The sequence below is a fragment of the Pseudomonas sp. S1_E05 genome (genome assembly GCF_056337105.1).
Genome location: NZ_JBFRHM010000001.1, coordinates 6,053,948 through 6,078,834 on the forward strand (window position 1 = coordinate 6,053,948; position 24,887 = coordinate 6,078,834).

Annotated in this window: 18 protein-coding genes and 2 pseudogenes; 5 read left to right on the forward strand and 15 right to left on the reverse strand. The window is 61.2% G+C overall.

Annotated elements, in window-relative coordinates; genetic code table 11:
* Positions 1 to 2: 2 nt before the first annotated feature.
* From AB4N33_RS28015 to arcD (AB4N33_RS28040), 6 genes are all read right to left on the reverse strand, one after another.
* On the reverse strand, positions 3 to 1,511 hold the full coding sequence (locus AB4N33_RS28015; protein ID WP_460121559.1) for a sigma-54-dependent transcriptional regulator: 1,509 nt from the start codon (positions 1,509 to 1,511) through the stop codon (positions 3 to 5).
* 217 nt (positions 1,512 to 1,728) lie between these two features.
* Positions 1,729 to 2,091, reverse strand: coding sequence for a DUF5064 family protein (locus AB4N33_RS28020; protein ID WP_476458680.1), 363 nt, complete (start codon positions 2,089 to 2,091; stop codon positions 1,729 to 1,731).
* Positions 2,092 to 2,103: 12 nt separating this feature from the next.
* Positions 2,104 to 3,033, reverse strand: coding sequence for a carbamate kinase (gene arcC, locus AB4N33_RS28025; RefSeq protein WP_460121563.1), 930 nt, complete (start codon positions 3,031 to 3,033; stop codon positions 2,104 to 2,106).
* 66 nt (positions 3,034 to 3,099) lie between these two features.
* Positions 3,100 to 4,110, reverse strand: coding sequence for an ornithine carbamoyltransferase (locus AB4N33_RS28030; RefSeq protein WP_460121565.1), 1,011 nt, complete (start codon positions 4,108 to 4,110; stop codon positions 3,100 to 3,102).
* Between the two features lie 17 nt (positions 4,111 to 4,127).
* On the reverse strand, positions 4,128 to 5,384 hold the full coding sequence (gene arcA, locus AB4N33_RS28035; RefSeq protein ID WP_476458681.1) for an arginine deiminase: 1,257 nt from the start codon (positions 5,382 to 5,384) through the stop codon (positions 4,128 to 4,130).
* Between the two features lie 31 nt (positions 5,385 to 5,415).
* Positions 5,416 to 6,843: an arginine-ornithine antiporter gene (gene arcD / locus AB4N33_RS28040; protein ID WP_460121569.1), complete on the reverse strand. Its 1,428-nt coding sequence runs from the start codon at positions 6,841 to 6,843 to the stop codon at positions 5,416 to 5,418.
* Between the two features lie 456 nt (positions 6,844 to 7,299).
* Between arcD (AB4N33_RS28040) and arcD (AB4N33_RS28045) the strand changes: the two are divergent.
* Positions 7,300 to 8,726, forward strand: a pseudogene (gene arcD / locus AB4N33_RS28045) (arginine-ornithine antiporter).
* A 51-nt stretch (positions 8,727 to 8,777) separates the two neighbouring features.
* On the opposite strand, the gene AB4N33_RS28050 reads toward arcD (AB4N33_RS28045), so the two are convergent.
* From AB4N33_RS28050 to gap, 9 genes and pseudogenes are all read right to left on the reverse strand, one after another.
* On the reverse strand, positions 8,778 to 10,127 hold the full coding sequence (locus AB4N33_RS28050; RefSeq protein WP_476458682.1) for a CoA transferase: 1,350 nt from the start codon (positions 10,125 to 10,127) through the stop codon (positions 8,778 to 8,780).
* 188 nt (positions 10,128 to 10,315) lie between these two features.
* Positions 10,316 to 11,071 carry a methyl-accepting chemotaxis protein gene (locus tag AB4N33_RS28055; protein ID WP_460142103.1) on the reverse strand — a complete coding sequence of 252 codons (756 nt, stop codon included), beginning with the start codon at positions 11,069 to 11,071 and terminating at the stop codon, positions 10,316 to 10,318.
* A 102-nt stretch (positions 11,072 to 11,173) separates the two neighbouring features.
* A pseudogene (locus AB4N33_RS28060) lies at positions 11,174 to 12,739 on the reverse strand (methyl-accepting chemotaxis protein); the annotation flags it as partial.
* Positions 12,648 to 13,043 carry a YbaN family protein gene (locus AB4N33_RS28065; RefSeq protein ID WP_476458683.1) on the reverse strand — a complete coding sequence of 132 codons (396 nt, stop codon included), beginning with the start codon at positions 13,041 to 13,043 and terminating at the stop codon, positions 12,648 to 12,650. The gene AB4N33_RS28065 and the pseudogene AB4N33_RS28060, both read right to left, overlap by 92 nt.
* A gap of 130 nt (positions 13,044 to 13,173) precedes the next feature.
* Positions 13,174 to 13,773 (reverse strand): biliverdin-producing heme oxygenase, encoded by a 600-nt coding sequence (locus AB4N33_RS28070; protein WP_476458684.1) that lies wholly within the window; start codon positions 13,771 to 13,773, stop codon positions 13,174 to 13,176.
* Between the two features lie 112 nt (positions 13,774 to 13,885).
* A complete protein-coding gene (locus AB4N33_RS28075; protein ID WP_476458685.1) occupies positions 13,886 to 16,465 on the reverse strand; it encodes a TonB-dependent receptor in 2,580 nt (859 codons plus the stop codon).
* Positions 16,466 to 16,587: 122 nt separating this feature from the next.
* Complete coding sequence (locus tag AB4N33_RS28080) at positions 16,588 to 17,496, reverse strand: FecR family protein (protein ID WP_476458686.1); 909 nt, start codon at positions 17,494 to 17,496, stop codon at positions 16,588 to 16,590.
* A 173-nt stretch (positions 17,497 to 17,669) separates the two neighbouring features.
* Positions 17,670 to 18,182, reverse strand: a complete 513-nt coding sequence (locus tag AB4N33_RS28085) for an RNA polymerase sigma factor (RefSeq protein ID WP_476458687.1) — start codon at positions 18,180 to 18,182, stop codon at positions 17,670 to 17,672.
* 225 nt (positions 18,183 to 18,407) lie between these two features.
* Entirely contained in the window at positions 18,408 to 19,409 is a 1,002-nt protein-coding gene (gene gap, locus AB4N33_RS28090; RefSeq protein ID WP_460121583.1) for a type I glyceraldehyde-3-phosphate dehydrogenase, read from the reverse strand.
* Between the two features lie 231 nt (positions 19,410 to 19,640).
* Between gap and edd the strand changes: the two genes are divergently transcribed.
* The 4 genes from edd (at position 19,641) to AB4N33_RS28110 (ending at position 24,806) form a co-directional block, all read left to right on the forward strand.
* Entirely contained in the window at positions 19,641 to 21,467 is a 1,827-nt protein-coding gene (gene edd / locus AB4N33_RS28095) for a phosphogluconate dehydratase (RefSeq protein ID WP_476458688.1), read from the forward strand.
* The gene (locus tag AB4N33_RS28100) at positions 21,464 to 22,414 is read left to right on the forward strand and encodes a glucokinase (protein ID WP_476458689.1); all 951 of its coding nucleotides are present in this window, start codon (positions 21,464 to 21,466) and stop codon (positions 22,412 to 22,414) included. The genes edd and AB4N33_RS28100 overlap by 4 nt, the downstream gene beginning before the upstream one ends.
* Before the next feature lie 204 nt (positions 22,415 to 22,618).
* Positions 22,619 to 23,347, forward strand: coding sequence for a response regulator (locus tag AB4N33_RS28105; RefSeq protein WP_368554872.1), 729 nt, complete (start codon positions 22,619 to 22,621; stop codon positions 23,345 to 23,347).
* Complete coding sequence (locus tag AB4N33_RS28110; RefSeq protein WP_460121589.1) at positions 23,337 to 24,806, forward strand: ATP-binding protein; 1,470 nt, start codon at positions 23,337 to 23,339, stop codon at positions 24,804 to 24,806. The genes AB4N33_RS28105 and AB4N33_RS28110 overlap by 11 nt, the downstream gene beginning before the upstream one ends.
* Positions 24,807 to 24,887 lie beyond the last annotated feature (81 nt).

Sequence of the window (24,887 nt, forward strand, 5' to 3'; positions counted from 1 at the left end):
CTTCAAGCTTTATTGGGAATTCCATACTTGCGCAACCGATGCGCAATGGCCGTGTGGGAGGTTTGCAAGCGGCTGGCGAGTTGGCGGGTGGAGGGGTAGCTGACGTAGAGTTTTTCCAGCAGGGACTTTTCGAATTCTTCCATGGCCTGCTCCAGGCTTTCGACGTCGCTGTCGCTCTGGCGGGCCACGGATGTGCCGGCGATGTCGAGGTCGCCGATGTCCACCAGGCTGCTTTCGCAGATCGCGGCGGCGCGGAAGATCACGTTTTGCAATTGCCGCACATTGCCCGGCCAGCGATTACCCAGCAACGCGGGGTAGGTGCCCGGCGCCAGACGGCACACTGGGCGCTGGATCTGGGCGCAAGCCTGCTGCATGAAGTAACGGGCCAGCAGCAGAATGTCCTGGCCACGCTCGCGCAACGGCGGGACTTCGACATTCAGCACATTGAGGCGGTAGAACAGGTCTTCGCGGAAGGTGCCTTCGGCAACCATCTTTTCCAGGTCGCGGTGGGTGGCGCTGAGAATGCGCACATTGACCTTAACCTCGCGATCGCCACCGACCCGGCGGAAGCTGCCGTCGTTGAGAAAACGCAGCAGTTTGGCCTGCAAGTACGGCGACATCTCGCCGATCTCATCGAGAAACACCGTGCCCTGGTTCGCCAGTTCCATCAACCCCGGTTTGCCGCCGCGTTGCGCGCCGGTAAAGGCACCGGGGGCATAGCCGAACAGCTCGCTTTCGGCGAGGTTCTCCGGCAATGCCGCGCAGTTCAATGCGAGGAAAGGAGCACTGTACCGGGCGCTGATCGCGTGACAGGCGCGCGCCACCAGTTCCTTGCCGGTGCCGGTTTCGCCCTGGATCAACAACGGCGCGTCGAGCGCCGCCACCCGTTGGGCGCGAGCCTTTAGCGTGCGAATCGCCGGGGATTCGCCAATCAGTGCATCGAACCCTTCGGCATGATCGTGGTGCAGCGCGGAAAGCTGTTCGCCGATGCGGTTCGGCGGGTAGAGCGTCAACAGGGCGCCGGCGTCGGTGATCGGCGTGGCGTCCAGCAACAACGTCTGGCCGTTGAGCGTGATCTCGCGCAGGGGCAGGCGAAAGCCTTGCTCCAGCAGCGTGTCGAGCAGCGCGGGATCGGCAAACAGCTCGGCCACGCTTAGCCCGGCTGGTTCACGGCCGTACAGGGCGATCAGCGCAGGGTTGGCCAGCAGTACCTTGCCGGCACTGTCCAACGCCAACACCGGGTCGGTCATCGCGGCCAGCAAGGCATCGAGTTGCAAGTGGCGTCGCTGACCGGGGAGGATGTCGACCACCGTCATTGCCTGCACGCCACGCACGCTGAGCAGCGCGTCACGCAGTTCTTCGAGCACCTCTGGACTCAGGGTCGGGGCGTCGATGTAGACGTTGGGTGGGACCATTTCCACCGCATCCAGGTTGAGATTGCGCCCACCGAGCAGAGCCAGGACTTCCTGGGTGATGCCGACGCGGTCGATGAAACTGACGTGGATACGCATGGGGCGCTACTGGATTCTGCAATGCGAAGGGTGGCAAGTATGCCTTGGGGCGGGGGATTGGTGAAATGTTGTCGAGTTTTAGAGAGCCCCCCTGTAGGAGCGAGCATGCTCGCGATGGACTCAGGAACGACGCTGGTTAATGACAGCCAGCGTCATCGTTGACGACCATCGCGAGCATGCTCGCTCCTACAGGGGGGACCAAAGTCGTTTTGAGGGGTTACTCCAGATGCTCGGGTTTCACCGGGTCTCCGGATTTCATGTTCAGTTGCTGCCGAACATCTTCGAACATCCGGTCGTAGTGCTTGTGGATCGAGCCGATATTGCTGTGGGTCTTTGGAATCCCATACTTCTCGGCAATTTTCGTCACGTTGCTGGCAAAGTTGTAAGCCTGGTCCTTGGGCAGAAAAAACGATTCCTTCATGTCCTTGCCCTGCATGCTGCCATGCAAAGTGAACGTCATTCCCTTGCCTTCCTTCGGATCCTGTGTGACTTCATAGTCAATGCACAGGTTGTAGCTGACATCATCACGCGTCAGCGCATGACGCTCGATGTGCAGATGACCCGGCTCGAACTTCGCCATTGTCGGTTCCCCTTATATGTAAGTTATCCCGGGCTTCGCCGTGCTGATGCGCGTGCCGGCCGTACCCTTGACGATTTCTTCGATGTCCGCCAGTGAACCGATCACCGCCGTTTTCCCAGTATGGCGCGCAAACTCGCAGGCTGCCTGAACCTTTGGTCCCATGGAGCCGGCGGCGAAGCCCAGTTTTTCCATTTCGTCCGGATGAGCGTAGCTGATGGATTTCTGGGTGGGTTTGCCGAAGTCGATGTAGGCCGCGTTGACATCCGTGGCGATCACCAACAGATCACTTTCCAGCTGTTCGGCCAGCAGCGCCGAGCACAGGTCCTTGTCGATCACCGCTTCCACGCCCTGCAGCTTGCTATTGGGGCCGTACATGGTCGGGATGCCGCCACCGCCGGCGCAGATGACGATGCTGCCTTTTTCCAGCAGCCACTTGATCGGGCGGATTTCAAAGATGCGCTTAGGCCTGGGGCTGGCCACCACACGGCGGAACTTGTCGCCATCCGGGGCAATTGCCCAGCCTTTTTCGGCCGCTAGTTTTTCTGCCTCGGCCTTGGCGTACACCGGGCCGATGGGTTTGGTCGGGTTCTGGAAGGCCGGGTCGTCGGCGTCGACTTCGACCTGGGTCAGCAAGGTGGCGAAGGGCACTTCGAAGTCCAGCAGGTTGCCCAGTTCCTGTTCGATGATGTAGCCGATCATGCCTTCGGTCTCGGCGCCGAGCACGTCCAGCGGATACGGTGAGACCGAGGTGTAGGCGGCCGCCTGCAGCGACAGCAGGCCGACCTGAGGGCCGTTGCCGTGGGCGATGACCAGTTGATTGCCAGGGTGGATCTTGGCGATCTGCTCGGTGGCGATGCGGATGTTGGCACGCTGGTTGTCAGCGGTCATGGGCTCACCGCGGCGGAGCAGGGCGTTACCGCCCAGAGCTACGACGATACGCATAATGCAGTCCTTCTAAACAAAGAAATATGCGGCCTACCCCACCCCTTGTAGGAGCTGGGTGAGTCCTTAGAGGTCAGCCAGGGTCGACACCAGAATCGCCTTGATCGTGTGCATGCGGTTTTCCGCTTGCTCGAAGGCGATACAGGCCGGGGACTCGAAGACGTCATCGGTGACTTCGATACCGTTTTTGAGGTTCGGGTACTGCTCGGCAATCTGCTTGCCGACTTTGGTGTCGCTGTTGTGGAACGCCGGCAGGCAGTGCATGAACTTGGTGCGTGGGTTGCCGGTGGCTTTCATCAGGTCGGCGTTGACCTGGTAAGGCAGCAGTTGCTGGATACGCTCGGCCCAGGCTTCGACGGGCTCGCCCATCGACACCCAGACATCGGTATGGATGAAGTCCACTCCCTTGACCGCTGCTTTCGGGTCTTCGGTCAGGGTGATGCGCGCACCACTTTCTTCGGCGTACTTGTGGCAGCGCTCCACCAGGTCGTCATGGGGCCACAGGGCCTTGGGCGCGCAGATGCGCACGTCCATGCCGAGTTTGGCGCCAATCAGCAGCAGCGAGTTGCCCATGTTGTTTCGGGCGTCGCCCAGGTAGGCGTAGCTGATCTCGTGGATCGGCTTGTCGGCGTGCTCACGCATGGTCAGAACGTCGGCGATCATTTGCGTCGGGTGGTATTCGTCGGTCAGGCCGTTGAACACCGGTACCCCGGCGAACTTCGCCAGTTCCTCGACGATTTCCTGCTTGAAACCACGGTACTCGATGGCGTCATACATGCGCCCGAGCACGCGGGCGGTGTCCTTCATGCTTTCCTTGTGGCCGATTTGCGAAGAGTTGGGGTCGATGTAGGTGACGTTGGCACCCTGGTCATAGGCCGCGACTTCGAACGCGCAACGTGTGCGGGTCGAGGTTTTCTCGAAGATCAGCGCAATGTTGTTGCCCTTCAGGTGCTGCTGTTCGGTGCCGGTGTACTTGGCGCGCTTGAGGTCGCGGGACAGGTCGAGCAGGTAGCGCAATTCGCGGGGCGTGTGGTGTTCCAGGCTCAGCAGATTGCGGTTATGGATATTGAAAGCCATGGTGAGTCTCCCAGAAATTAGTAGTCGATCGGGTCACGGACGATTGGGCAGGTCATGCAGTGGCCACCGCCACGTCCACGGCCGAGTTCGCCGGCGCTGATGGTGATGACTTCCACCCCGGCCTTGCGCAGCAGGGTGTTGGTGTAGGTGTTGCGGTCGTAGCCGATCACCACGCCGGGCTCCACGGCGACCACGTTGTTGCCGTCGTCCCACTGTTCGCGTTCGGCGGCGAAGCTGTTGCCGCCGGTTTCCACGACACGAAGTGCTTTGAGATTGAGGGCTTTGGCCACCGTGTCGAGGAAGCTGGTTTCTTCACGACGGATATCGATGCTGCCGGGTTTGCTGTCATCAGGGCGCAAGGTGAAGGCGACGATCTGTTTCACCACTTCGGGGAAGATCGTCACCAGGTCGCGGTCGCAGAAGCTGAACACGGTGTCCAGGTGCATCGCCGCGCGGGACTTGGGCAGCCCGGCCACGATGACTTTTTCCACGGCCTTGTTTTTGAACAGGTTCAGTGCCAGTTGGCCAATGGCCTGGCGTGAGGAGCGTTCGCCCATGCCGATCAGGACGACGCCGTTACCAATGGGCATCACGTCGCCGCCTTCGAGGGTAGAGCTGCCGTGGTCCTTATCCGGGTCGCCGTACCAGATTTCGAAGTCAGCGTTGGTGAACTGCGGGTGAAATTTGTAGATGGCGGTGGTCAGCAGGGTCTCCTGGCGTCGCGCCGGCCAGTACATCGGGTTCAGGGTCACGCCGCCGTAGATCCAGCACGTGGTGTCGCGGGTGAACTGGGTGTTGGGCAGCGGCGGCAGGATGAAGCTGGAGTGGCCGAGGAAGTCACGGAACATCTGGATGGTCTTGCCACCGAAGGTGTCCGGCAAGTCATCGGCAGACACGCCGCCAATGAGGAATTCAGCGACCTTGCGCGGCTCCAGGCTTTGCAACCACGATTTGACTTCATTGATCAGGCCCAGGCCCACCGAGTCGGCCGTCACCTTGCGCTGCAGAATCCACTCCAGCGCTTCGGGGATGGCGACGATGTCGGTCAGCAGGTTGTGCATTTCCAGCACGTCTATCCCGCGTTCGCGCATCTTGGTAACGAAGTCGAAGTGGTCGCGCTTGGCTTGGGCTACCCACAGCACATCATCGAAAAGCAGTTCATCGCAGTTGTTCGGGGTCAGCCGCTGGTGGGCCAGGCCTGGGGAGCAAACCATGACTTTGCGCAGTTTCCCGGCTTCGGAATGCACGCCGTACTTAACTTTTTCCGTGGTCATTTCAGTGATCCTCCAGATGACAGAACAATCGTTACAGAGTCAGGAAGCCGTCATACAGCCCGTAAGCCGCCACCAGGGCGCCCACGACAACCGCAGCGAAAATCAGCTTCTCGACGTTGGTGAAAACCGGTTTGTTGAGTTCAAGCTTCGCCTTGGCGAACAGAATCGCGCCGGGCGCGTAGAGCAGGGCTGACAACAGCAGGTATTTGACCCCGCCGGCATAGATCAGCCAGACCGCATAGAGCAGCGCGACCGCTCCGATGAACAGGTCCTTGGAACGATCACGAGCGTCGTTCTCGTAGCTTTCGCCGCGCACCGCCAGCAACAGTGCATAAGCCGCCGACCAGAGGTAAGGCACCAGGATCATTGAGGTGGCGAGGTAGATCAGCGACAGGTAGGTACTGGCCGAAAACAGGGTGATGATCAGGAACAGCTGGACCATGGCGTTGGTCAGCCACAAGGCGTTTACCGGCACGTGGTTGGCGTTTTCCTTGCGCAGGAACTCCGGCATGGTGTGGTCTTTCGCGGCTGCGTACATGATCTCCGCACACAACAGCACCCACGACAGCAGCGCCCCCAGCAACGAGATGATCAGGCCGACGCTGATCAGCACCGCGCCCCAATGCCCGACCACGTGCTCCAACACCGCCGCCATCGATGGGTTTTGCAGTTTGGCCAGTTCCGGTTGGGTCATGATGCCCAGAGACAGTACGTTCACCAGCACCAGGAACAGCAGCACGGTGATAAAACCGATGACGGTGGCTTTACCGACGTCACTGCGTTTTTCCGCGCGGGCCGAGAAAATACTTGCGCCTTCAATGCCAATGAAGACCCAGACGGTGACCAGCATCATGTTGCGCACCTGGTTCATCACACTGCCCAGGTCCGGATTTTTCACGCCCCAGATGTCAGCGGTGAAGATGTCCAGCTTGAAGGCGAAAATCGCGATCAGGACAAACAGCAGCAACGGCACAACCTTGGCGACGGTGGTCACCAGGTTGATGAACGCCGCTTCCTTGATCCCGCGCAGGACCAGAAAGTGCACGGCCCACAGCAGTACGGAAGCGCCAATCACTGCCGCGACCGTGTTGCCCTCGCCGAATATCGGGAAGAAATACCCCAGGGTGCTGAACAACAGCACGAAGTAGCCGACGTTGCCCAGCCAGGCACTGATCCAGTACCCCCAGGCCGAGGAGAAGCCCATGTAATCACCGAATCCGGCCTTGGCGTAGGCGTAGACCCCGCCATCCAGATCGGGTTTTCGATTGGCGAGCGTCTGAAACACGAAGGCGAGGGTCAGCATCCCGACGGCAGTGATCGCCCAACCAATCAATACGGCGCCGACGTCGGCACTGGCTGCCATGTTCTGCGGCAGGGAAAAGATACCGCCGCCAATCATCGAGCCAACCACCAAAGCAACAAGTGCACCAAGTTTTAGTTTTCCGGGGGCTTCAGACATTGCATGACTCCAGTGCAGGAGAAGAGAGACAACAGACTAATTCTGTTAGCAATTCAATCGGCTGACATAGATCAGTGCATGGGTGCATTCCATTGTTTATGAAGCATTTATGGATCCTTCCAAGGCATGAGGATATCGCCGTAAACGCCCTGTCCAGAGGCCTCGGTCAGATAAAATAGAAATAAGCACTATTGCTGTGAACTTTTACGCTAGTTTGTTTTCGGCGTTGCGCAAATTTTTCCGCTTGGTTTTTGGTGTGGAATCTTTTCGTGTGGAGAGACACACGCATTCGCACTTTGAAAAGGTGCGTATAGAATTATTGGCTATAAACAACATTGGCACTTTGGCGTTATTCAATAAACGTACTTACGCTGTAATAATTAATTGAAACCCACCGTGTAACGGTTAACGGGCGTGGTTATATCGCGGTCCGGTCGGAAAAATGGAGACGCAGGCATGACGCAACCGACGCAAAAGCTTCGCCTGAGTGCGCTGATCGCGCTGGTGGTGGGGTCGATGATTGGTGGGGGGATTTTTCCCTGCCGCAGAACATGGCGGCGAGGGCCGATGTCGGAGCGATCCTGATCGGTTGGGCGATCACCGCCGTGGGCATGCTGACCCTCGCCTTCGTGTTCCAGACGCTGGCCAATCGCAAGCCCGAACTGGATTCCGGGGTCTACGCCTACGCCAAGGCCGGTTTCGGCGATTACATGGGGTTCTCATCGGCCTGGGGTTACTGGATCAGCGCCTGGCTGGGCAATGTCGGCTATTTCGTCCTGCTGTTCAGCACGCTGGGTTACTTCTTCCCGGTATTTGGCCAGGGCAACACGCCCATTGCCATCGGCTGCGCCTCGGCGTTGCTGTGGGCTGTGCATTTTTTGGTGATGCGCGGGATCAAGGAGGCGACCTTCATCAATCAAGTCACCACCGTAGCGAAGATCGTGCCGCTGATCATGTTCATCGTCATCGCTGCGATCGCTTTCAACGCCGATATTTTCACGGGTGACATCTGGGGCCGTAGCAACCCGGATCTCGGCGGCGTGATGGAGCAGGTGCGCAACATGATGCTGGTCACGGTGTTCGTGTTCATCGGCATCGAAGGCGCGAGCGTGTATTCGGCGCGGGCGGAAAAACGCTCGGACGTCGGACGGGCCACTGTGATCGGCTTTCTGGGCGTGCTGGCGTTGCTGGTGCTGGTGAATGTGCTGTCACTGGGGATCATGAAGCAGCCGGAGCTGGCCAACCTGCAAAACCCGTCCCTGGCGGCGGTGCTGGAACACATCGTCGGGCCCTGGGGAGCGTTGTTGATCAGTATTGGGCTGGCGATTTCCCTGCTCGGTGCGCTGCTGTCCTGGGCGCTGCTGTGCGCCGAAATCCTCTTCGCCACCGCCAAGGACAAGACCATGCCGGCGTTCCTGAAAAAGGAAAACGCCAACCACGTGCCGGTCAATGCGTTGTGGCTGACCAACGTGATGATCCAGATATTCCTGCTGGTCACGCTGTTCTCTGCCGGCACCTACACCAGCCTGATCTACCTTGCGTCCTCGATGATCCTGGTGCCATACCTATGGTCGGCAGCGTATGCGGTGTTGTTGAGCGGGCGTGGCGAAACCTACGAGCACGCCTCGGCGGAGCGGACCAAGGACTTGATGATCGGCGGTATTGCCTTGGGTTACGCGGTGTGGCTGTTGTACGCCGGCGGGGTGAAATACCTGCTCCTGTCGGCGCTGTTATACGCGCCGGGGGTCATCCTGTTTGCCAAGGCCAAACATGAGCAGGGCGAGCCGTTGTTCACCCCCATTGAAAAAGGCATTTTCACCGGCGTGGTCATCGGCGCCGGGTTGGCGGCTTACGGTTTGTACAGCGGCTTGCTGAGCCTGTAAGGCTGAGGCCAGTAATCTGCTGACCCTCCCACAGTTGGTTGAGGCGAGTGATCACCACCACTGTGCGCGATGGGCACCCAATTCGCAGGCCGGGAGGGTCCATTGCAAGGGCGTGCCGGTGATCTTCAGCGGCACCTGCACGCGATGCGCTGGCCCCCACGGGGTCTGTTCGGTCACCAGGCCCTGATCGTTTTCGTCCTCGGCACGCAACGCCTCGTCGGGGCCCGCGCCATGCTCGACCAGCAGCTTCGCCGTGCGTGCCAGGGATAACCGAGCGAACCCGCCGTGGCCCTCGCTCAACCGCTTGGTCAGCAGAGTGATCGCCGCAGCGGCCATCAGATAGCCCGTCGCATGATCGAGCGCCTGCACGGGCAGCGGCACCGGTTTGTCGGCTTGTTTCCAGCGCTGGCCAGCCTCGGCAATGCCGCTGCTCATCTGAACCAGGCTGTCGAAGCCGCGACGGTTCTGCCAGGGGCCGCTCCAGCCGTAGGCATTCAGGCAGACGTCGATCAGGCCGGGGGCAAGTGCCTGGCGTTCAGCCGGGCCGTAACCCAGGCGTTGCAGCGCATCGGTTCGGTAGCCGTGCAGCAGGATATCGGCGTCCTTGAGCAGACTTTCGAACAGCAGGCGATCAGCCTTGTCGTGCAGGTTCAAGCGCGTACTGCGTTTGCCGAGGGTGACTTCCGGCACCACGCCCGGTTCGTTCCAGTTTGGCGGGTCGATGCGCAGGACGTCGGCACCGAGGCCCGCGAGGAAACGACTGGCCACCGGACCTGCGAGTACGCGGGTCAAATCCAGCACCTTGACCCCGGCCAGCGGTCGCGCCACCGAACCCTGCCAGGGTTTGGCGTTTTGGCTGCGGTGTTCGACGAAGGCAATCAACGGCTCGGCGTTGACGGCCTGGCCTTGGGGGTGGGCCTGCCATTGCGCCCAACTACGCATCTCGGCGGCACAGCCTCCGGCAGCGACCACGGCCTGCTCCAGATCGGTTTTATTCCACTGGGCGACCTTGCTCGTCATCGCGGTGCGATCGGCGCAGGCGCCAAGCACGCTCTCGGCGGCCGCGCGGTGATGGGGCGCGTTGGTGTGCAGGCGAATCCAGCCGTCTCGGGTGGCATAGCCGCCGGCAATCGGGTCCCACAGCGGTGGCACACTCCAGCCGGTGGGGCGCAGTGAAGTGCCGAACCAGAACGAAGCCAGGCGTCGGTCAACTTCGACGTCGGGCAGGCGTCCGGTTTGCTGGTGCAGCAATTCGCGGACGGCTTGTCCAGCGGCGGCGATGCTGGCGCTGGCAAGGTCGGTAACGGCAAAGGCCGAGGGCAGGGCGCCACTGGCGGTGAGCGTAACCGCGGTGCTGGGCAAGCCAAGCGTGGCTTGAATGGACGTGAGTAAACCAGTCATCGAAGGCCCTCCGGGAGAGGGGTCGATCATAGTTGAAAAAAACTGCGGTTGAATGAAATCCACGATCCCCTCTGTAGGAGCGGGCATGCTCGCGATGCATAGTGTCAGCCGCCATCTCTACTGGCTGATCCACCGCCTCGCGAGCATGCTCGCTCCTACAGGGGATGGTGGTGTTCCTGGATTTGGGGTCAAACCCTGAACTGATCCATCAACTTCATCTGCTGGGTGGTCAGGGCATTGAGCTGGCTGCTGATTTGCGCCGACTCGGTGGCTTGGCCGGTCAGGGTCTCGGTAACGGCGCGGATTGCCGAGACGTTGCGGTTGACCTCTTCGGCCACGGCGCTTTGTTGCTCGGCCGCGCTGGCGATTTGCAGGTTCATGTCACTGATCACCGTCACGGCGTCGCTGATCTTGCCCAAGGCCTGCACGGCCTGCTGAATCTGCCCGGCGTTGCTGTGGGCCTGGGTCTGACTCGAATGCATGGTGGCGACCACGCCTCGGGTGCCGCTCTGGATGCGCTCGATCACCAGGCGGATCTCCTCCACCGAATCCTGGGTCCGCTTGGCCAGGTTGCGCACCTCATCGGCCACCACCGCAAAGCCGCGACCGCTTTCGCCAGCGCGTGCCGCTTCGATCGCGGCGTTGAGAGCCAGGAGGTTAGTCTGCTCGGCGATACTGCGGATGACTTCCAGCACGGAACCGATCTGTTCACTGTTGACCGCCAGCGCCTCGACTTCCGTCACGGCCTTGCTGACTTCATCGGCCAGTTGGTTGATGTCGCGGGTGCTGCGCTCAATGATCGACATGCCATCGCGGGCCGACTGGTCGGCGCCTTTGGCCGCGTTGGCGGCATTCGACGCACTGTTGGCGACTTCGTGGGCGGTGGCACTCATTTCGTTCGAGGCGGTGGCCACCTGATCGATCTCGCGGAACTGCACCTGCATGCCTTCGCTGGTCTGGCGCGCGATGTCCGAAGACTGGTCGGCGGTGCCCCGGGCGTCGGTGATGCTCTGCTTGATCTGCGCGATGGTCGGCTGCAGCTTGTCGAGGAAACGGTTGAACCAACTGACCAGTTCGCCCAGTTCATCACGCTTGCTGTAATCCAGGCGCTGGGTCAGGTCGCCGTCACCGCTGGCAATCTCCTTGAGCATTTGCGCCACGCCGTTGATAGGCCGAGTCACGCCCGAAGCCGTCAGCCAGATCAGCAACAGGCCGAGCAACCCTGCCGCGATGGCCACCAGCACCGCCTGGATCGTACCGCTTTGCTGGGCGTCATCGAGTACCGCCTGCAACTTCATAGAGTCGGCCAGTAGCACTTGCTTGGGCAGGTCGATCACCACGGCCCAGGCCTTGGCGTCGGGAATTGGGCTGACCGGATAAACCGCACGGATCAGGTCGCCCTGTTCGAGGATTTTCGCAGTGCCGGCGCCGAGCAGTTGCAGGATCTCCTTGCCCTCTGCGCCCAAGGTGTCGCCAATGTTCTTGCCGACCTTGCTCGCGTCGACGCCAAAAGCTGCGAGTACACCACTGCCGGAAACGATCAGCATGTGCCCGGCGTTGTTGAACAGCTCACGCTGAGACGCGACCGCTGCGGCTTGTAATGCGTCCAGGGCGATATCGATCCCGACGACACCGATGGATTGGCCGTCCACCAGCAGCGGCAGGGAAATGGTGGTCATCAGCATTTCCTTGCCGTTGACCGTGTCGGCATACGGGTCGAGCAGGCAGGTACGCTTGCTGTCGCGGGGGCAGGTGTACCAGCTGTTGTAAGGCGTACCGTTGATGTTCAGAGTGGTTTTGGTCATGTCGTCTTCGACCATGATCGTGTTGACCCCTTCGCCGGCGGCACGGCTCCAGTAAGAGGCGAAACGTCCGACCTCGTTGGACTGCCTGGCGGCGTCATTGACGAACTCGCTGTCCTTGCCATCCAGACCATTGGGTTCGAACGCCAACCAGATGCCCAGCACTGCGGTGTTGCGCTCGAACGCGGTTTTCAGGCGCTGGTTCAACTCTTCCCGCACGGCCCCGGCTTCCAGCGAACGCTTGGCGGCCATGTTGCGCATGTCCTTGATCTGATCGGCAAGGGCCGTCACCACCAGCAGGCTTTCGCCGAAGGTCTTCTGCACCCGCACCGCCTGCTCGGCGGCCTTGGCCTGCAGCAGCTCCTGCACGCTGTCGGTGAGCATTTTGCTGCTGGAAGCGCCGACCAGCTCGTCATTCTGATTGGTCTGGTAGAAGTTCATGCTGACGATCAAGGCGATGACGCCCAACAGGCAGAGACCGGAGAGCAGAACGATTTTCAGGCGAATGGAGAGGGAGTCGAACATGGGACGAACTCGATGAGGAATGAGGTGAAGGCCAGGACCGGCCCGGTTCGCCAAATCCGTTCGGCGCCATTGCCTGCACATCGGCGCGCATCGAGGGGGCATGAGACCGCTGCCGACGAACGGTCTTGGTTGAACGTTTGCGAGGGGGAAAGTCCCGCAAAGCGTGGGAAAACAGGAAAAAACACGGTGGGATTCAGCAGGTTTTCGGCGTGTTTTCGGGCCTTGACCAGATCCACAGATTGCCCAGGCCCATGCCCACGATCGCCAGGTAAATGGGCCAGCCATGATCAAGCATTACCAGCATCAAGACGACGCAAAGCACCATGCTGACGGTGGCACTGACTTTGGCGCGGCGGGCGATGATTTTGCCGTTGCGCCAGTTACGCAGGATCGGTCCGAACAGCCGGTGGTTTTCCAGCCAGGCACTCAGGCGCGGCGAACTGCGCGTGGCGGCCCAGGCAGCCAGCAGAATGAACTCGGTGGTCGGCAGGCCCGGCACGACGATGGCGACCAGGCCGATGGCGAGGCTGGTGTAGGCGAGGGCGCCGTAGAGGAGGCGGGTGAGTCTGGAGTGTGCAGGCATGGGCATATTTTTATCGTCGTCCCCGGTTCCCGGTCCCTGTAGGAGCGAGCTTGCTCGCGATGCGTTGGATCAGTAGACATTGATGTGACTGACACTCCGCATCGCGAGCAAGCTCGCTCCTACAGGGGGACAAGGTTCAGGCCAGTTCAGTGGCGTAAGCCTGCTCCAGCAACACGGTGAACCGGTTGAACGCGTCGATGGCGCCCTTGTCCAGTTCGGCTTCTTCAGTCGCGCTGAGTTCCAGCTCGTCCAGCGTCTTGACGAAGGTTTTCCAACCCTGTGCACGACCGCCGGCCGGTTCGCCGAGGTGGCGGGCGCCGAAGGTTTCGCTCAGGCCCAGGCCCACCGCGCGTTTGATCAGGAACGCGGCACCCAGTTTCGAGCCTTCGGAAACGAACAGCCAGCCCAGTGCTTGGGCCTTGCTCGGGTTGTTCACGGCGCCTGCGACCGGTGCCGGCACCTCGGTGTCGAGGTCCGCCAGATCGGCCTTGGCCGCTTCGGCACGGCAACGCGCCGGCAGGTCGGGAACGATGGCGACCAGGTTGGCATCGTTGTACAGCGCCACCAGTTCCGACTGGAACAAATACTGCGCCACCACGAAACGGGCGAAGTTGGCCTGGGTCTCGAACGGTGCGTGGGCCTTGACCAGGGCGTCGAGTTTGCTGTGTGGTTCGTGGGTGATCTGATTCAAGCGTTGCGAACGCAGGGCGGTGCGTGGATTGTCCTGGGTAGTCATGAAAAATCCTTGAAGAAGAGAGGCGCTTGGTAACGAGACGAACAACAAGACGCCAGAGAGTAAAAAAACCTCGCTGTGCAGAGATGAAAATCGCACAGCGAGGTAGGCAGCATCAGATGTCCCAGACCAGGTTGACCGCGAAATTGCGACCCGGCTGGGTCAGGCGATCGAGGTTGGCCGGTTGCGTCACCGAGGCTTCGCCCACGCTGTCGTAACCGCGCACGTCATCCCACCGCCAGTATTTCTTGTCGGTCAGGTTGTACAAGCCGGCGTTGATCGTCACGTCGTCGGTCACCTTGTAGAAGCCGGTCAGATCCAGCACGCCATAACCCGGCGTCTTGAACTGGCTGCTGGTGCCGTCCGGCGATTTGAATCGGGTGTCGTCGACGCGATCCTTCTTCTTCACCAGGGTCCAACTGAGCAAGCCACCGTAGTTGTCCTGGTCGTACCCCAGGCCGAACACGCCGGTCAGCGGGTTGATGCTGTTGATCGGCTCGCCGGTGTCATTGTTGCGACCATAGAGGTAGCTCACCGCACCCTGGGTGTAGAGGCCTTGGGGGGCACCGAATGCATCGAGGTTCAGACGCCCCTTGAGCTCCGTGCCCTTGATGGTGGCGCGCTTGATGTTGGCACTTTGGAAGGTCAGCTCGGTGTAGCCAGGCGTCACCGAATCTTCTTCGATGAAGTCTTTGTACTTGTTGTGGAACACCGCGATCTCGAAGGAACCGGATTCAAAATTGCCACGCAACCCGGTTTCCACACCTTTGCTGGTTTCCGGCTCGAGGTCCGGGTTGGGTTGCACGCTGTAACCGGCGGCGGTGTTTTCATAGCGGCCGTACAGTGCTTTGGCGGTTGGGGTGCGGAAGCCTTCCGAGTACTGGCCGAACCAGGTGTAATTGTCATTGAAAGCGTAAGTCAGACCGAATTTCGGCGAGACGCGGTTCCACGTCTTCTTGTCGTCGCTGACGGTGCCACGGCCATCGGCGGCCACAGTGTTGAGGAACTCCTGGGTGACGTCCGGCTTGAGTTCGGTGTAGTCGTAGCGCACGCCGGGCACGAAGGTCCAATTGTCCCAACTGATCTGGTCCTGGGCGAACAGGCTGTAGGTGTTGATGGTCGGGTCCGGGAAGTCGCTGGACTTCACCAGACCGTCCTGGCTCGGCGCGCCCGGGCCGGCGCAGCGCAGTCCTGCCGCGAGGCAAGTGCCGGTGCCGCTGCGCGAACCGGTGACCTTCTGCTGCTTGAGGGTGGTGCCGTAGGTCAGCAGGTGCTCGGTATCGGCGATGCTGAAAGCCTTGTCCAGTTGCAGGTCGAAGACCCACTGCTTTTCTTCATAGAGCGTCTCGCGGGTGCGGATCACACGGCGGGTGATCGGGAAGTAGAACTCCGCCGTGCTCTGATCGGTCTTGGCGATCTGGTGATTGAGGCTCCACTTGATGTCATCCGCCAGCAGGCTGTCGAGGGCGAAGTTGTGCTCGATGCCGAAACGCTCGCGGGTAACGGTGTCGTTGCCGGTGCGCCACTGGTACATGCCACCGGGCAATACACTGTTCGGGATGGTCGGTGCGCCGGCATTGTACGGGCCGCCATAAGCACTTTTCAGATCGGTGTCGCGATCATCCTTGTACTTTTCGTAGACCAGGCCCAGGCGCGAATCTTCGTTGTAGTTCCAGCCAAGTTTGGCCAGCACGTTATAGGTTCGCGCATCTTCCGGGTTGGCTTCGGTACGGCTCAGGCCATTGCTGTTGTTGCTGCCGTAGGATTCGGTTTCATGGCCGTCGCGCTGGCTGTAATGCAGCAGGCCGTCGAACTGCTCGGCGCGGCCGGCGACGGTGGCGGACTTGAGCCAGCTATCATCGGCCGAGCTGTAGCCGGTTTTCAGGCGAGCACCGATGTCCTGGCCGGGCTTGATGATGTCGTCCGGGTCGAGGGTGAAATAGCTGACGGCGCCGCCGATGGCGTTGCTGCCGTACAGCACCGAGGCCGGGCCACGGAGAATTTCGACGCGTTTGACGATTTCGGGGTCGACGTAGTTGCGCTGGCTCTTGGCGTAGGGGCCGTTGAAAAAGCCGTTGGGAATTTCCACGCCGTCGACCTGGGTCAGGATCCGGTTACCGTCGATCCCGCGAATGTTATAGCCGCTGATGCCGCCACGGGTGCCGGTGCCGCCCACCGAGACGCCCGGTTCGTAACGCACCAGGTCCTTGATGGTGTTGACGTTGTTGCGGTCCAGCTCTTCGCGGGTGTGGACCGAGACGGTGCTGGGCACACTGTTGACGCTCTGCTCGTTACGCGTGGCGCTGATGGTCACCTGTTGCAGATTCAAGGCGCCGCTGTTGTTGCGGCGTTCGAGCACGATGTTGTTGCTGCCCAGTTTGCGGTAGCTCAGGTTGGTCCCCAACAACAATTGCTCCAGGGCTTTCTCCGGCGGCAGGGAGCCGCGTACGCCCGGCGACGCCACGCCTTGCGCCAGTTCAGCGGAGAAGCCGACTTGCCAGCCGGTCACGCTGGTGAAGGCATTGAGTGCCGAGACCAGTGGCTGTTGCGCGATGGCGAAGCTGTAGTCGCCCATGCTGCGTGCGGGCTGTTCGGCGGTGGCTGCCAGCAGGGGGGCGCTGCCGGCCATCAGCATGGCGACGGTCAACAGTGAAAGCACGCGGGAGGGTGAGGCGCAAGTAAGGCGAGAGGACATCGAGGGTGCTCCGTGTCGCACGAGTTGTTATAGGTGCAGAAACGCATCCGAGGATGCGAATCAATTGCATTGGCTATAACGAGACGAACGGAGCAGGGCTATCGAGTAAAAATAATTCTCATTCAGTTCAAGATGACCAGCGCCGGGAATTCCTTTAGCCGCGCCGAGGTGATATGCGCCAGCGATCGAACCACGTCCAGCGGCTGGTCGAGGCGGTAGTTGCCGGTGACCGAAACGTCGGCCAGTTGCTCGTTGGTGTTGATGATCCAGCCCGGATAGTAGCGACGCAGTTCCGCCAGCACCTCGCTGAGCGGGCAGTTCTCGAACACCAGGCGACCCTGGACCCAGGCCAGCTCGGTGGCGGCGTCGAGCTTGGCCGGGCGGTCGAAGCCATTGGGGCCGATGCGGATGCTTTCGCCGGCAGACAGGCGAATCCGCGCGTCATCGCGGGTAGCGCGCAAATCCACGTCACCGCGCTGCACTCGGACCTGCGCCACGCCATCGAGGTAGCGCACGGCGAACGCGGTGTCGTGGACGCTGGCTTTCACAGGGCCCGCGTCGATTTCCAGCGGCTGGCCGAGATACGGCGGCACCTCGAAAAACGCCTCGCCCTGATACAGGCGAGCCACGCGCTGGTGCTCGTTGATGGTGCTGGAGAACGCCGAATTGGTATTGAGCAGGACTTTAGAACCGTCCTCCAGCTGCACGCGCTGGCGCTCACCGACCACGGTCAGGTGATCGGCCTGCAGGCGCATCGGCAAGTTGCTGAAGCTGAACAGGCCGAGGATCAGCACGGCGGCTGTCGCCAGTGGTTTCCAGTGCGGGCGCAGGCGCGCCAGCACGCTGACCTTCGGTGGCCTTGTTGCGAGGGTCTGCGCACATTCCACCACTTGCGGGCCGTTCCACACCGCCTGGGCTTTGGCGTAGGCCTCGGCGTGCAGGGGCGAGGCGGCCAGCCATTGGCTGAACTGCTCGCTTTGTTGCGCGCTCGGACGCTCCATCACGATCAACCAGTCCAGGGCCTGGTCCATCGCGCTTGCGGGGTCCTGCGCGGGAGGTGGCGCAGAAGTGTGGTGGATGTCCGTCACGGTGTTTTCTCGTAGGGGCTCAGAAGAGCAGTTTCCAGCTGCAAGCTGCAAGCTGCAAGCTGCAAGCTGCAAGCAGAGGCGAGTCGAGCTGTAGATTTGAGCTTGAAGCTTGAAACCTACCGCTGCCTCTGCGCTACATCCACACAGATGGCCATGATCAGCTTCAGCTCCTTCTGCACGGTGCTCAGCGACACGTCCAGCTTCTCGGCAATTTCCAGGTAACTGTGTCCATGCAGGCGACTGAGGATGAAGATCTGTTGCTGACGGCTGCTGAGTTGACTGAGGCTCACGTTCAAACGCTCCAGCAATTGCTTGGCATGGGCGGCGTCCTCGGCACTGCTGAGCGGCGCCGCGACGCTCTCGACCACCTCCAGCGGAACGTCGTCGAGCATCGTGCGCGACTGGATGCGTCGCGCGCGCAGGTGGTCCAGCGCGAGGTTGCGGGCGGTCTGGAACACAAAGGGTTCCAGATGGTCGATGGGGCGCTCGCTGAGTGCCCGTGTCACGCGCAGGTAGGTCTCCTGCAACAGGTCTTCGGCGGTGCTGTGGTTGTTGACCATTCGCTCCAGTGTGCGCAGCAGCGATACCCGCTGGGCCATGAAGACGTGATTGAAGCGCGATTGACTCACGGGAAGACCTGATCCTTTTCAATCAAATGATAATGCTTATCATCCGCTGAATCGGTCAAGTGGGATTTGTATAAACAATGTAGGAGCGAGCTTGTCGAACCGTCGCGATGGTCGTCAACGATGACGTTGGCAGCCTGACACCCCGCGGTGTCTGCGCCTCCATCGCGACGGTTCGACGCCTCGACATGCTCGCTCCTACAGGGGGGGCGGGGTGGGGGCCGATTTTTACTCGGCGTTACACAGCGCCAGGCAGTTATCGAGCATGCGGTTGGAGAAGCCCCACTCGTTGTCGTACCAGGCCAGTACCTTGAGCAGTTTGCCGTTTGCCTTGGTGTGGTTGGCGTCGAAGATCGACGACAGCGGGTTGTGGTTGAAGTCGCTGGAGACCAGCGGCAAGGTGTTGTAGCCCAGGATCTTCGAGTGCTGGCTGGCGTGCTTGAGCAGTTCGTTGACTTCCTCGGCCGTGGCTTCTTTTTTCAGTTGCACGGTCAGGTCCACCAGTGACACGTTGATCACCGGTACACGCACGGCCATCCCGGTCAGCTTGCCCGCCAGTTCCGGCAGCACCAGGCCGACCGCTTCGGCGGCGCCGGTCTTGCTCGGGATCATGTTCTGGGTGGCCGAACGCGCACGGTAAGGGTCGGTGTGGTAGACGTCGGTCAGGTTCTGGTCGTTGGTGTAGGCGTGGATCGTGGTCATCAGGCCACTTTCGATGCCCAGCTCGCGGTGCAGCACCTGGGCCACCGGGGCTAGGCAGTTGGTGGTGCACGAAGCGTTGGAAATGACCTGATGCGACTGGCGCAGGATGTCGTGGTTGACCCCGTAGACGACGGTGGCATCGGCGCCCTTGGCCGGCGCAGAGATGATCACCTTGCGCGCCCCGGCAGTGATATGCGCGGCAGCCTTGGCCCGATCGGTGAACAGACCGGTGCATTCGAACACCACGTCGATTTTTTCCGCCGCCCAAGGCAGGTCGGCCGGGTTGCGGATAGCGCTGACTGCAATACGGTCACCGTTGACGGTAAGGCTTTCCTGATCGTGCTCGACATCGGCGTCGAACGTGCCGTGAACCGTGTCGTATTTGAGCAGATGAGCGTTGATTGCGCTGTCGCCCAGATCGTTGATGGCGACGATCTGCAAATCCTGACGGTAGCCCTGGGTATACAGTGCACGCAGTACATTGCGGCCGATACGGCCAAAACCATTGATTGCGATTCGAAGAGTCATTAACTGGGCCGCCGTCGATTTGTTGTTGGAATTACAAGATTATTCGCAAAAAAATAGAAAACAAGCCTTTTTAGTGGCAATATTTTATTCAATCTACAACGAGTGACCTGAATCAACTGGTCCGAATGATCAACAAGGCCGTCCGTCATCCCATCTGCCCGGGGACTTGGTCAGCTACTTGGTCAGCATAGACAATCAGGTCGCCACATCCGTTAGCCTGGAGTTCTACACATGCATCCCCGCGTCCTTGAGGTCACCGAACGGCTTATCGCTCGCAGTCGTGCCACCCGTGAGGCTTACCTTGCGCTCATTCGCGGTGCCGCCAGCGACGGTCCGATGCGCGGCAAGCTGCAATGCGCCAACTTCGCCCACGGCGTGGCGGGTTGCGGCAGCGAGGACAAGCACAGCCTGCGGATGATGAACTCCGCCAACATCGCAATTGTTTCGTCATATAACGACATGCTGTCGGCGCACCAGCCGTACGAAGTGTTTCCGGAACTGATCAAGAAGGCGCTGCGCGAAGTCGGCTCGGTCGGCCAGTTCGCCGGTGGTACCCCGGCCATGTGCGATGGCGTGACCCAGGGCGAGCCGGGAATGGAACTGAGCCTGCCGAGCCGTGAGGTTATCGCGCTGTCGACCGCCGTGGCGCTGTCGCACAACATGTTTGACGGCGCGCTGATGCTCGGCATCTGCGACAAGATCGTCCCGGGCCTGATGATGGGCGCGCTGCGCTTCGGTCACCTGCCGATGATCTTTGTGCCGGGCGGGCCGATGGTTTCGGGGATTTCCAACAAGCAGAAAGCCGATGTGCGCCAGCGTTACGCCGAAGGCAAGGCCACGCGGGAAGAGTTGCTGGAATCGGAAATGAACTCCTACCACAGCCCCGGCACTTGCACCTTCTACGGCACCGCCAACACCAACCAGTTGCTGATGGAAGTCATGGGCCTGCACTTGCCGGGTGCCTCGTTCGTCAACCCGAACACACCGCTGCGCGACGCCCTGACTCGCGAGGCGGCGCACCAGGTTACGCGCCTGACCAAACAGAACGGCAGCTTCATGCCGATTGGCGAAATCGTCGACGAGCGCTCGCTGGTCAACTCCATCGTGGCCTTGCACGCTACCGGCGGTTCGACCAACCACACCCTGCACATGCCGGCCATCGCCATGGCTGCAGGCATTCAACTGACCTGGCAGGACATGGCCGACCTCTCCGAAGTCGTGCCGACCCTGAGCCACGTCTACCCGAACGGCAAAGCGGACATCAACCACTTCCAGGCGGCGGGTGGCATGTCGTTCCTGATCCGTGAACTGCTGGAAGCCGGCCTGCTGCACGAGAACGTGAACACCGTGCTGGGCCATGGCCTGAGCCGCTACACCCAGGAGCCTTTCCTGGATAACGGCGAGCTGGTCTGGCGCGAAGGTGTCACCGAAAGCCTTGATGAAACCATCCTGCGCCCGGTGGCCCGTGCGTTCTCCGCCGAAGGCGGCTTGCGCGTGATGGAAGGCAACCTCGGTCGCGGGGTCATGAAAGTCTCCGCCGTGGCGCTGGAAAACCAGATCGTCGAAGCGCCGGCCATGGTGTTCCAGGATCAACAGGATCTGGCCGACGCCTTCAAGGCCGGTTTGCTGGAGAAGGATTTTGTTGCGGTCATGCGCTTTCAGGGGCCGCGTTCCAACGGCATGCCGGAACTGCACAAGATGACGCCGTTCCTCGGCGTGCTGCAGGACCGTGGCTTCAAGGTTGCGTTGGTGACCGACGGGCGCATGTCCGGCGCCTCGGGGAAAATTCCGGCGGCCATTCATGTCAGCCCCGAAGCCTACGTAGGTGGTGCTTTGGCTCGCGTGCAGGAGGGCGATATCATCCGCGTCGATGGCGTCAAGGGCACTCTGGAGCTTAAGGTAGACGCCGAAGAATTCGCAGCGCGCACACCGGCCAAGGGGTTGCTGGGCAACAACATCGGCACCGGTCGCGAGTTGTTTGGTTTCATGCGTATGGCGTTCAGCTCCGCAGAGCAGGGCGCCAGCGCCTTTACTGCTGCCCTGGAGACGCTTAATTGAAACTGGCTTTGGTCGGTGACATCGGTGGGACCAACGCACGTTTCGCGTTGTGGAAAAATCAGCAACTCGAATCGGTCCAGGTCCTGGCGACGGCCGATCATGCCAGCCCGGAAGAGGCCATCGCCCTCTACCTGAGCGGGCTCGGGCTGGCATTGGGCTCGATTGGTTCGGTGTGTCTGTCGGTGGCGGGGCCGGTGAGTGGTGACGAGTTCAAGTTCACCAACAACCACTGGCGCCTGAGTCGCAAGGCGTTCTGCAAGGCCTTGCAAGTGGACCAGCTGTTGCTGGTCAATGACTTTTCGGCGATGGCCCTGGGCATGACCCGCTTGCAGCCCGGCGAATTCCGTGTGGTCTGCGAGGGCACGCCGGAGCCGTTGCGCCCGGCGGTGGTGATCGGCCCCGGCACAGGCCTTGGGGTCGGCACGTTGCTGGATCTGGGGGCGGGGCGTTTTGCCGCGTTGCCGGGGGAGGGCGGTCATGTCGATCTGCCCTTGAGCAGCCCACGGGAAACCCAACTGTGGCAGCACATCTTCAACGAGATCGGTCACGTCAGCGCGGAAACGGCGTTGAGCGGCGGTGGTTTGCCGCGTGTTTACCGGGCAATCTGCGCGGTGGATGGGCACGAGCCGGTCCTCGAAACCCCGGAAGCCATCACGGCGGCGGGCCTGGCCGGCGACCCGATTGCCCTGGAAGTGCTGGAGCAGTTCTGCTGCTGGCTCGGCCGCGTGGCTGGCAACAACGTACTCACCTGCGGCGGACGCGGTGGGGTGTACATCGTGGGTGGCGTGATACCGCGCTTTGCCGATTTCTTCCTCGAAAGCGGTTTCGCCCGATGCTTTGCAGACAAGGGTTGCATGAGCGATTACTTCAAGGGCATCCCGGTGTGGCTGGTGACGGCGCCGTATTCGGGGTTGGTGGGTGCGGGCGTGGCCCTCGAACAAGCCTGATCAGATCCCCCCACCCTGTAGGAGCGAGCTTGCTCGCGATGGCGATATGTCAGTCGCCATCTGTTTATCTGGCACACCGCCATCGCGAGCAAGCTCGCTCCTACAGGGTGGAGTCGTGTTGTGTGGTCATGTGTTGTGCAGTGTTTGCAAGGTCAGCGCTTAAGGCATAATCCGCCCCAATTCAAACAACAAGGACGCCGCCCCGTGAGCTCAGCCCGGTCGATATTGTTGGTCGATGACGACCAAGAGATACGCGAGTTGCTGGACACCTACCTGACCCGCGCGGGTTTCCAGGTGCGGACCACGCCCGACGGTGCCGGTTTTCGCCAGGCCCTGAACGACGCGCCGAGTGATCTGGTGATCCTCGATGTGATGCTGCCTGACGAGGACGGCTTCAGCCTGTGTCGCTGGATTCGCCAGCACCCACGTCAGGCTCAGGTGCCCATCATCATGCTCACCGCCAGTTCCGACGAGGCCGACCGGGTCATTGGCCTGGAACTGGGTGCCGATGACTACCTGGGAAAACCCTTCAGCCCTCGCGAGTTGCAGGCGCGCATCAAGGCGTTGCTGCGTCGCGCGCAGTTCGGCCAGGAGCGTTCCGGCGGCGAAGTACTGGCCTTTGATGACTGGCGGCTGGACATGGTCAGCCATCGACTGTTCCACACCGATGGCGAGGAAGTGATCCTTTCCGGTGCCGATTTCGCCTTGCTGAAACTGTTCCTCGATCACCCCCAGGAAATCCTCGATCGCGACACCATCGGCAACGCCACCCGTGGCCGCGACCTGATGCCGCTGGATCGCATCGTCGACATGGCGGTCAGCCGTTTGCGCCAGCGCCTGCGAGATACCGAAAAGCCGCCTCGACTGATCCGCACCGTGCGCGGCAGCGGCTACCAGTTGGCGGCCAATGTGGTTGCCAGCAATGGCCACTGAGTTTTTTCGCAGGCTCGCCAGCCGGGTGCCGGTGCCGCGCTCACTGCTTGGGCGCATGCTGCTGCTGACATTGCTGGCGGTGTTGTTCGCCCAGGCGTTGTCGAGCGTGATCTGGGTCTCGCAGTTGCGGGCCACGCAGCTTGAAGGCCTGGTCACCAGTGCCCGCAGCCTGGCGCATTCGATGACCGCCAGTGTCAGTTACCTGCGCTCGCTACCGGTGGCGTATCGTCCCCTGGTGCTCGACCAGTTGCGCAGCATGGGCGGTACGCGATTTGTCGTGACGCTCAATGACAAACCCCTGGGCATGGAAGTGTTGCCAACCACCCCGCGCAAGCTGGCGGTGATGAAAGCCGTGGACGAGGTGTTGCGCCAATCCCTCGGTCAAGACACGGACATCTCGGTGTCGTTCGTCAGCCCTCAGGACCTGCGGATTTTCAACGGCGGCCTCAAGCTCGACGAACTGCCCCGCTCCTGGGCGCATTACGCGCTGACCCTGGAGCCGGTGAACCCCCCCGTGCTGGTGACGCAGATCCAGATGGCGCCGGGTGAATGGCTGTACATCGCCTCGCTGTTACCCGAGCCTTACACCAGCCTGGAAGAACAGGGCCTGCCGGCGCAGCAGGTGTGGTTCATCCTCCTCACCAGTGGTTTCCTGCTGCTGTTCATCGGCCTGCTGGTGCACTGGCAAAGCAGGCCGCTCAAACGCCTGGCGCGGGCGGCCAGGGAAATGTCGCTGGGGGCGGACGTCGAGCCGGTGGCGCAGGGCGGCGGCAGCGAAGTGGTGGAAGTGGGGCGTGCGTTCAATGCCATGCGCGAACGAATCAGCCGTTACCTGACCGAACGCGCCCAGTTGTTCAGCGCGATTTCCCACGACCTGCGCACGCCGATCACGCGCTTGCGCCTGCGTGTGGAACTGCTCGAAGACGAGAAGCTGCAAGCCAAGTTCGGCCGCGACCTCGATGAACTGGAGCTGCTGGTCAAAGGCGCGCTGCAATGCGTGAAAGACACCGACATCCACGAAAACATCGAGCCGGTCGATCTCAACCATGTGCTCGACTGCCTGGTAGAGCCTTACCTCGCGCCGCAGGGTAACGGGCGCGTCACCCAGGATGGCCGGGCCTTGGCGGCATATCCCGGTAAACCGCTGGCGCTCAAGCGCTGCATCGGTAACTTGATCGACAACGCCTTGAAGTACGGCCAGAACGCGCACCTGCAGATCGACGACGACGAGAACGCCTTTGTGCTGCACGTCGATGACGAAGGGCCGGGTGTGCCTGAGCAGCGGCTGGAGCAAGTTTTCGAGCCGCACTTCCGCTTGGCCGGGCAGCAACAGGGTTATGGATTGGGGCTGGGCATCGCCCGCAACATTGCCCATAGCCATGGCGGTGAGGTCAGTTTGCAGAATTTGCGTGAGGGTGGGTTACGGGTGACGTTGCAGTTGCCCCGCAGTGCTGACTAGATAGACCGCGTGATCGTTCATCGTCGGATCGTCGCCCGGAGCAAGCCTGCTCCCACAGTTGACCGAGTTGTTCAGGGGAAT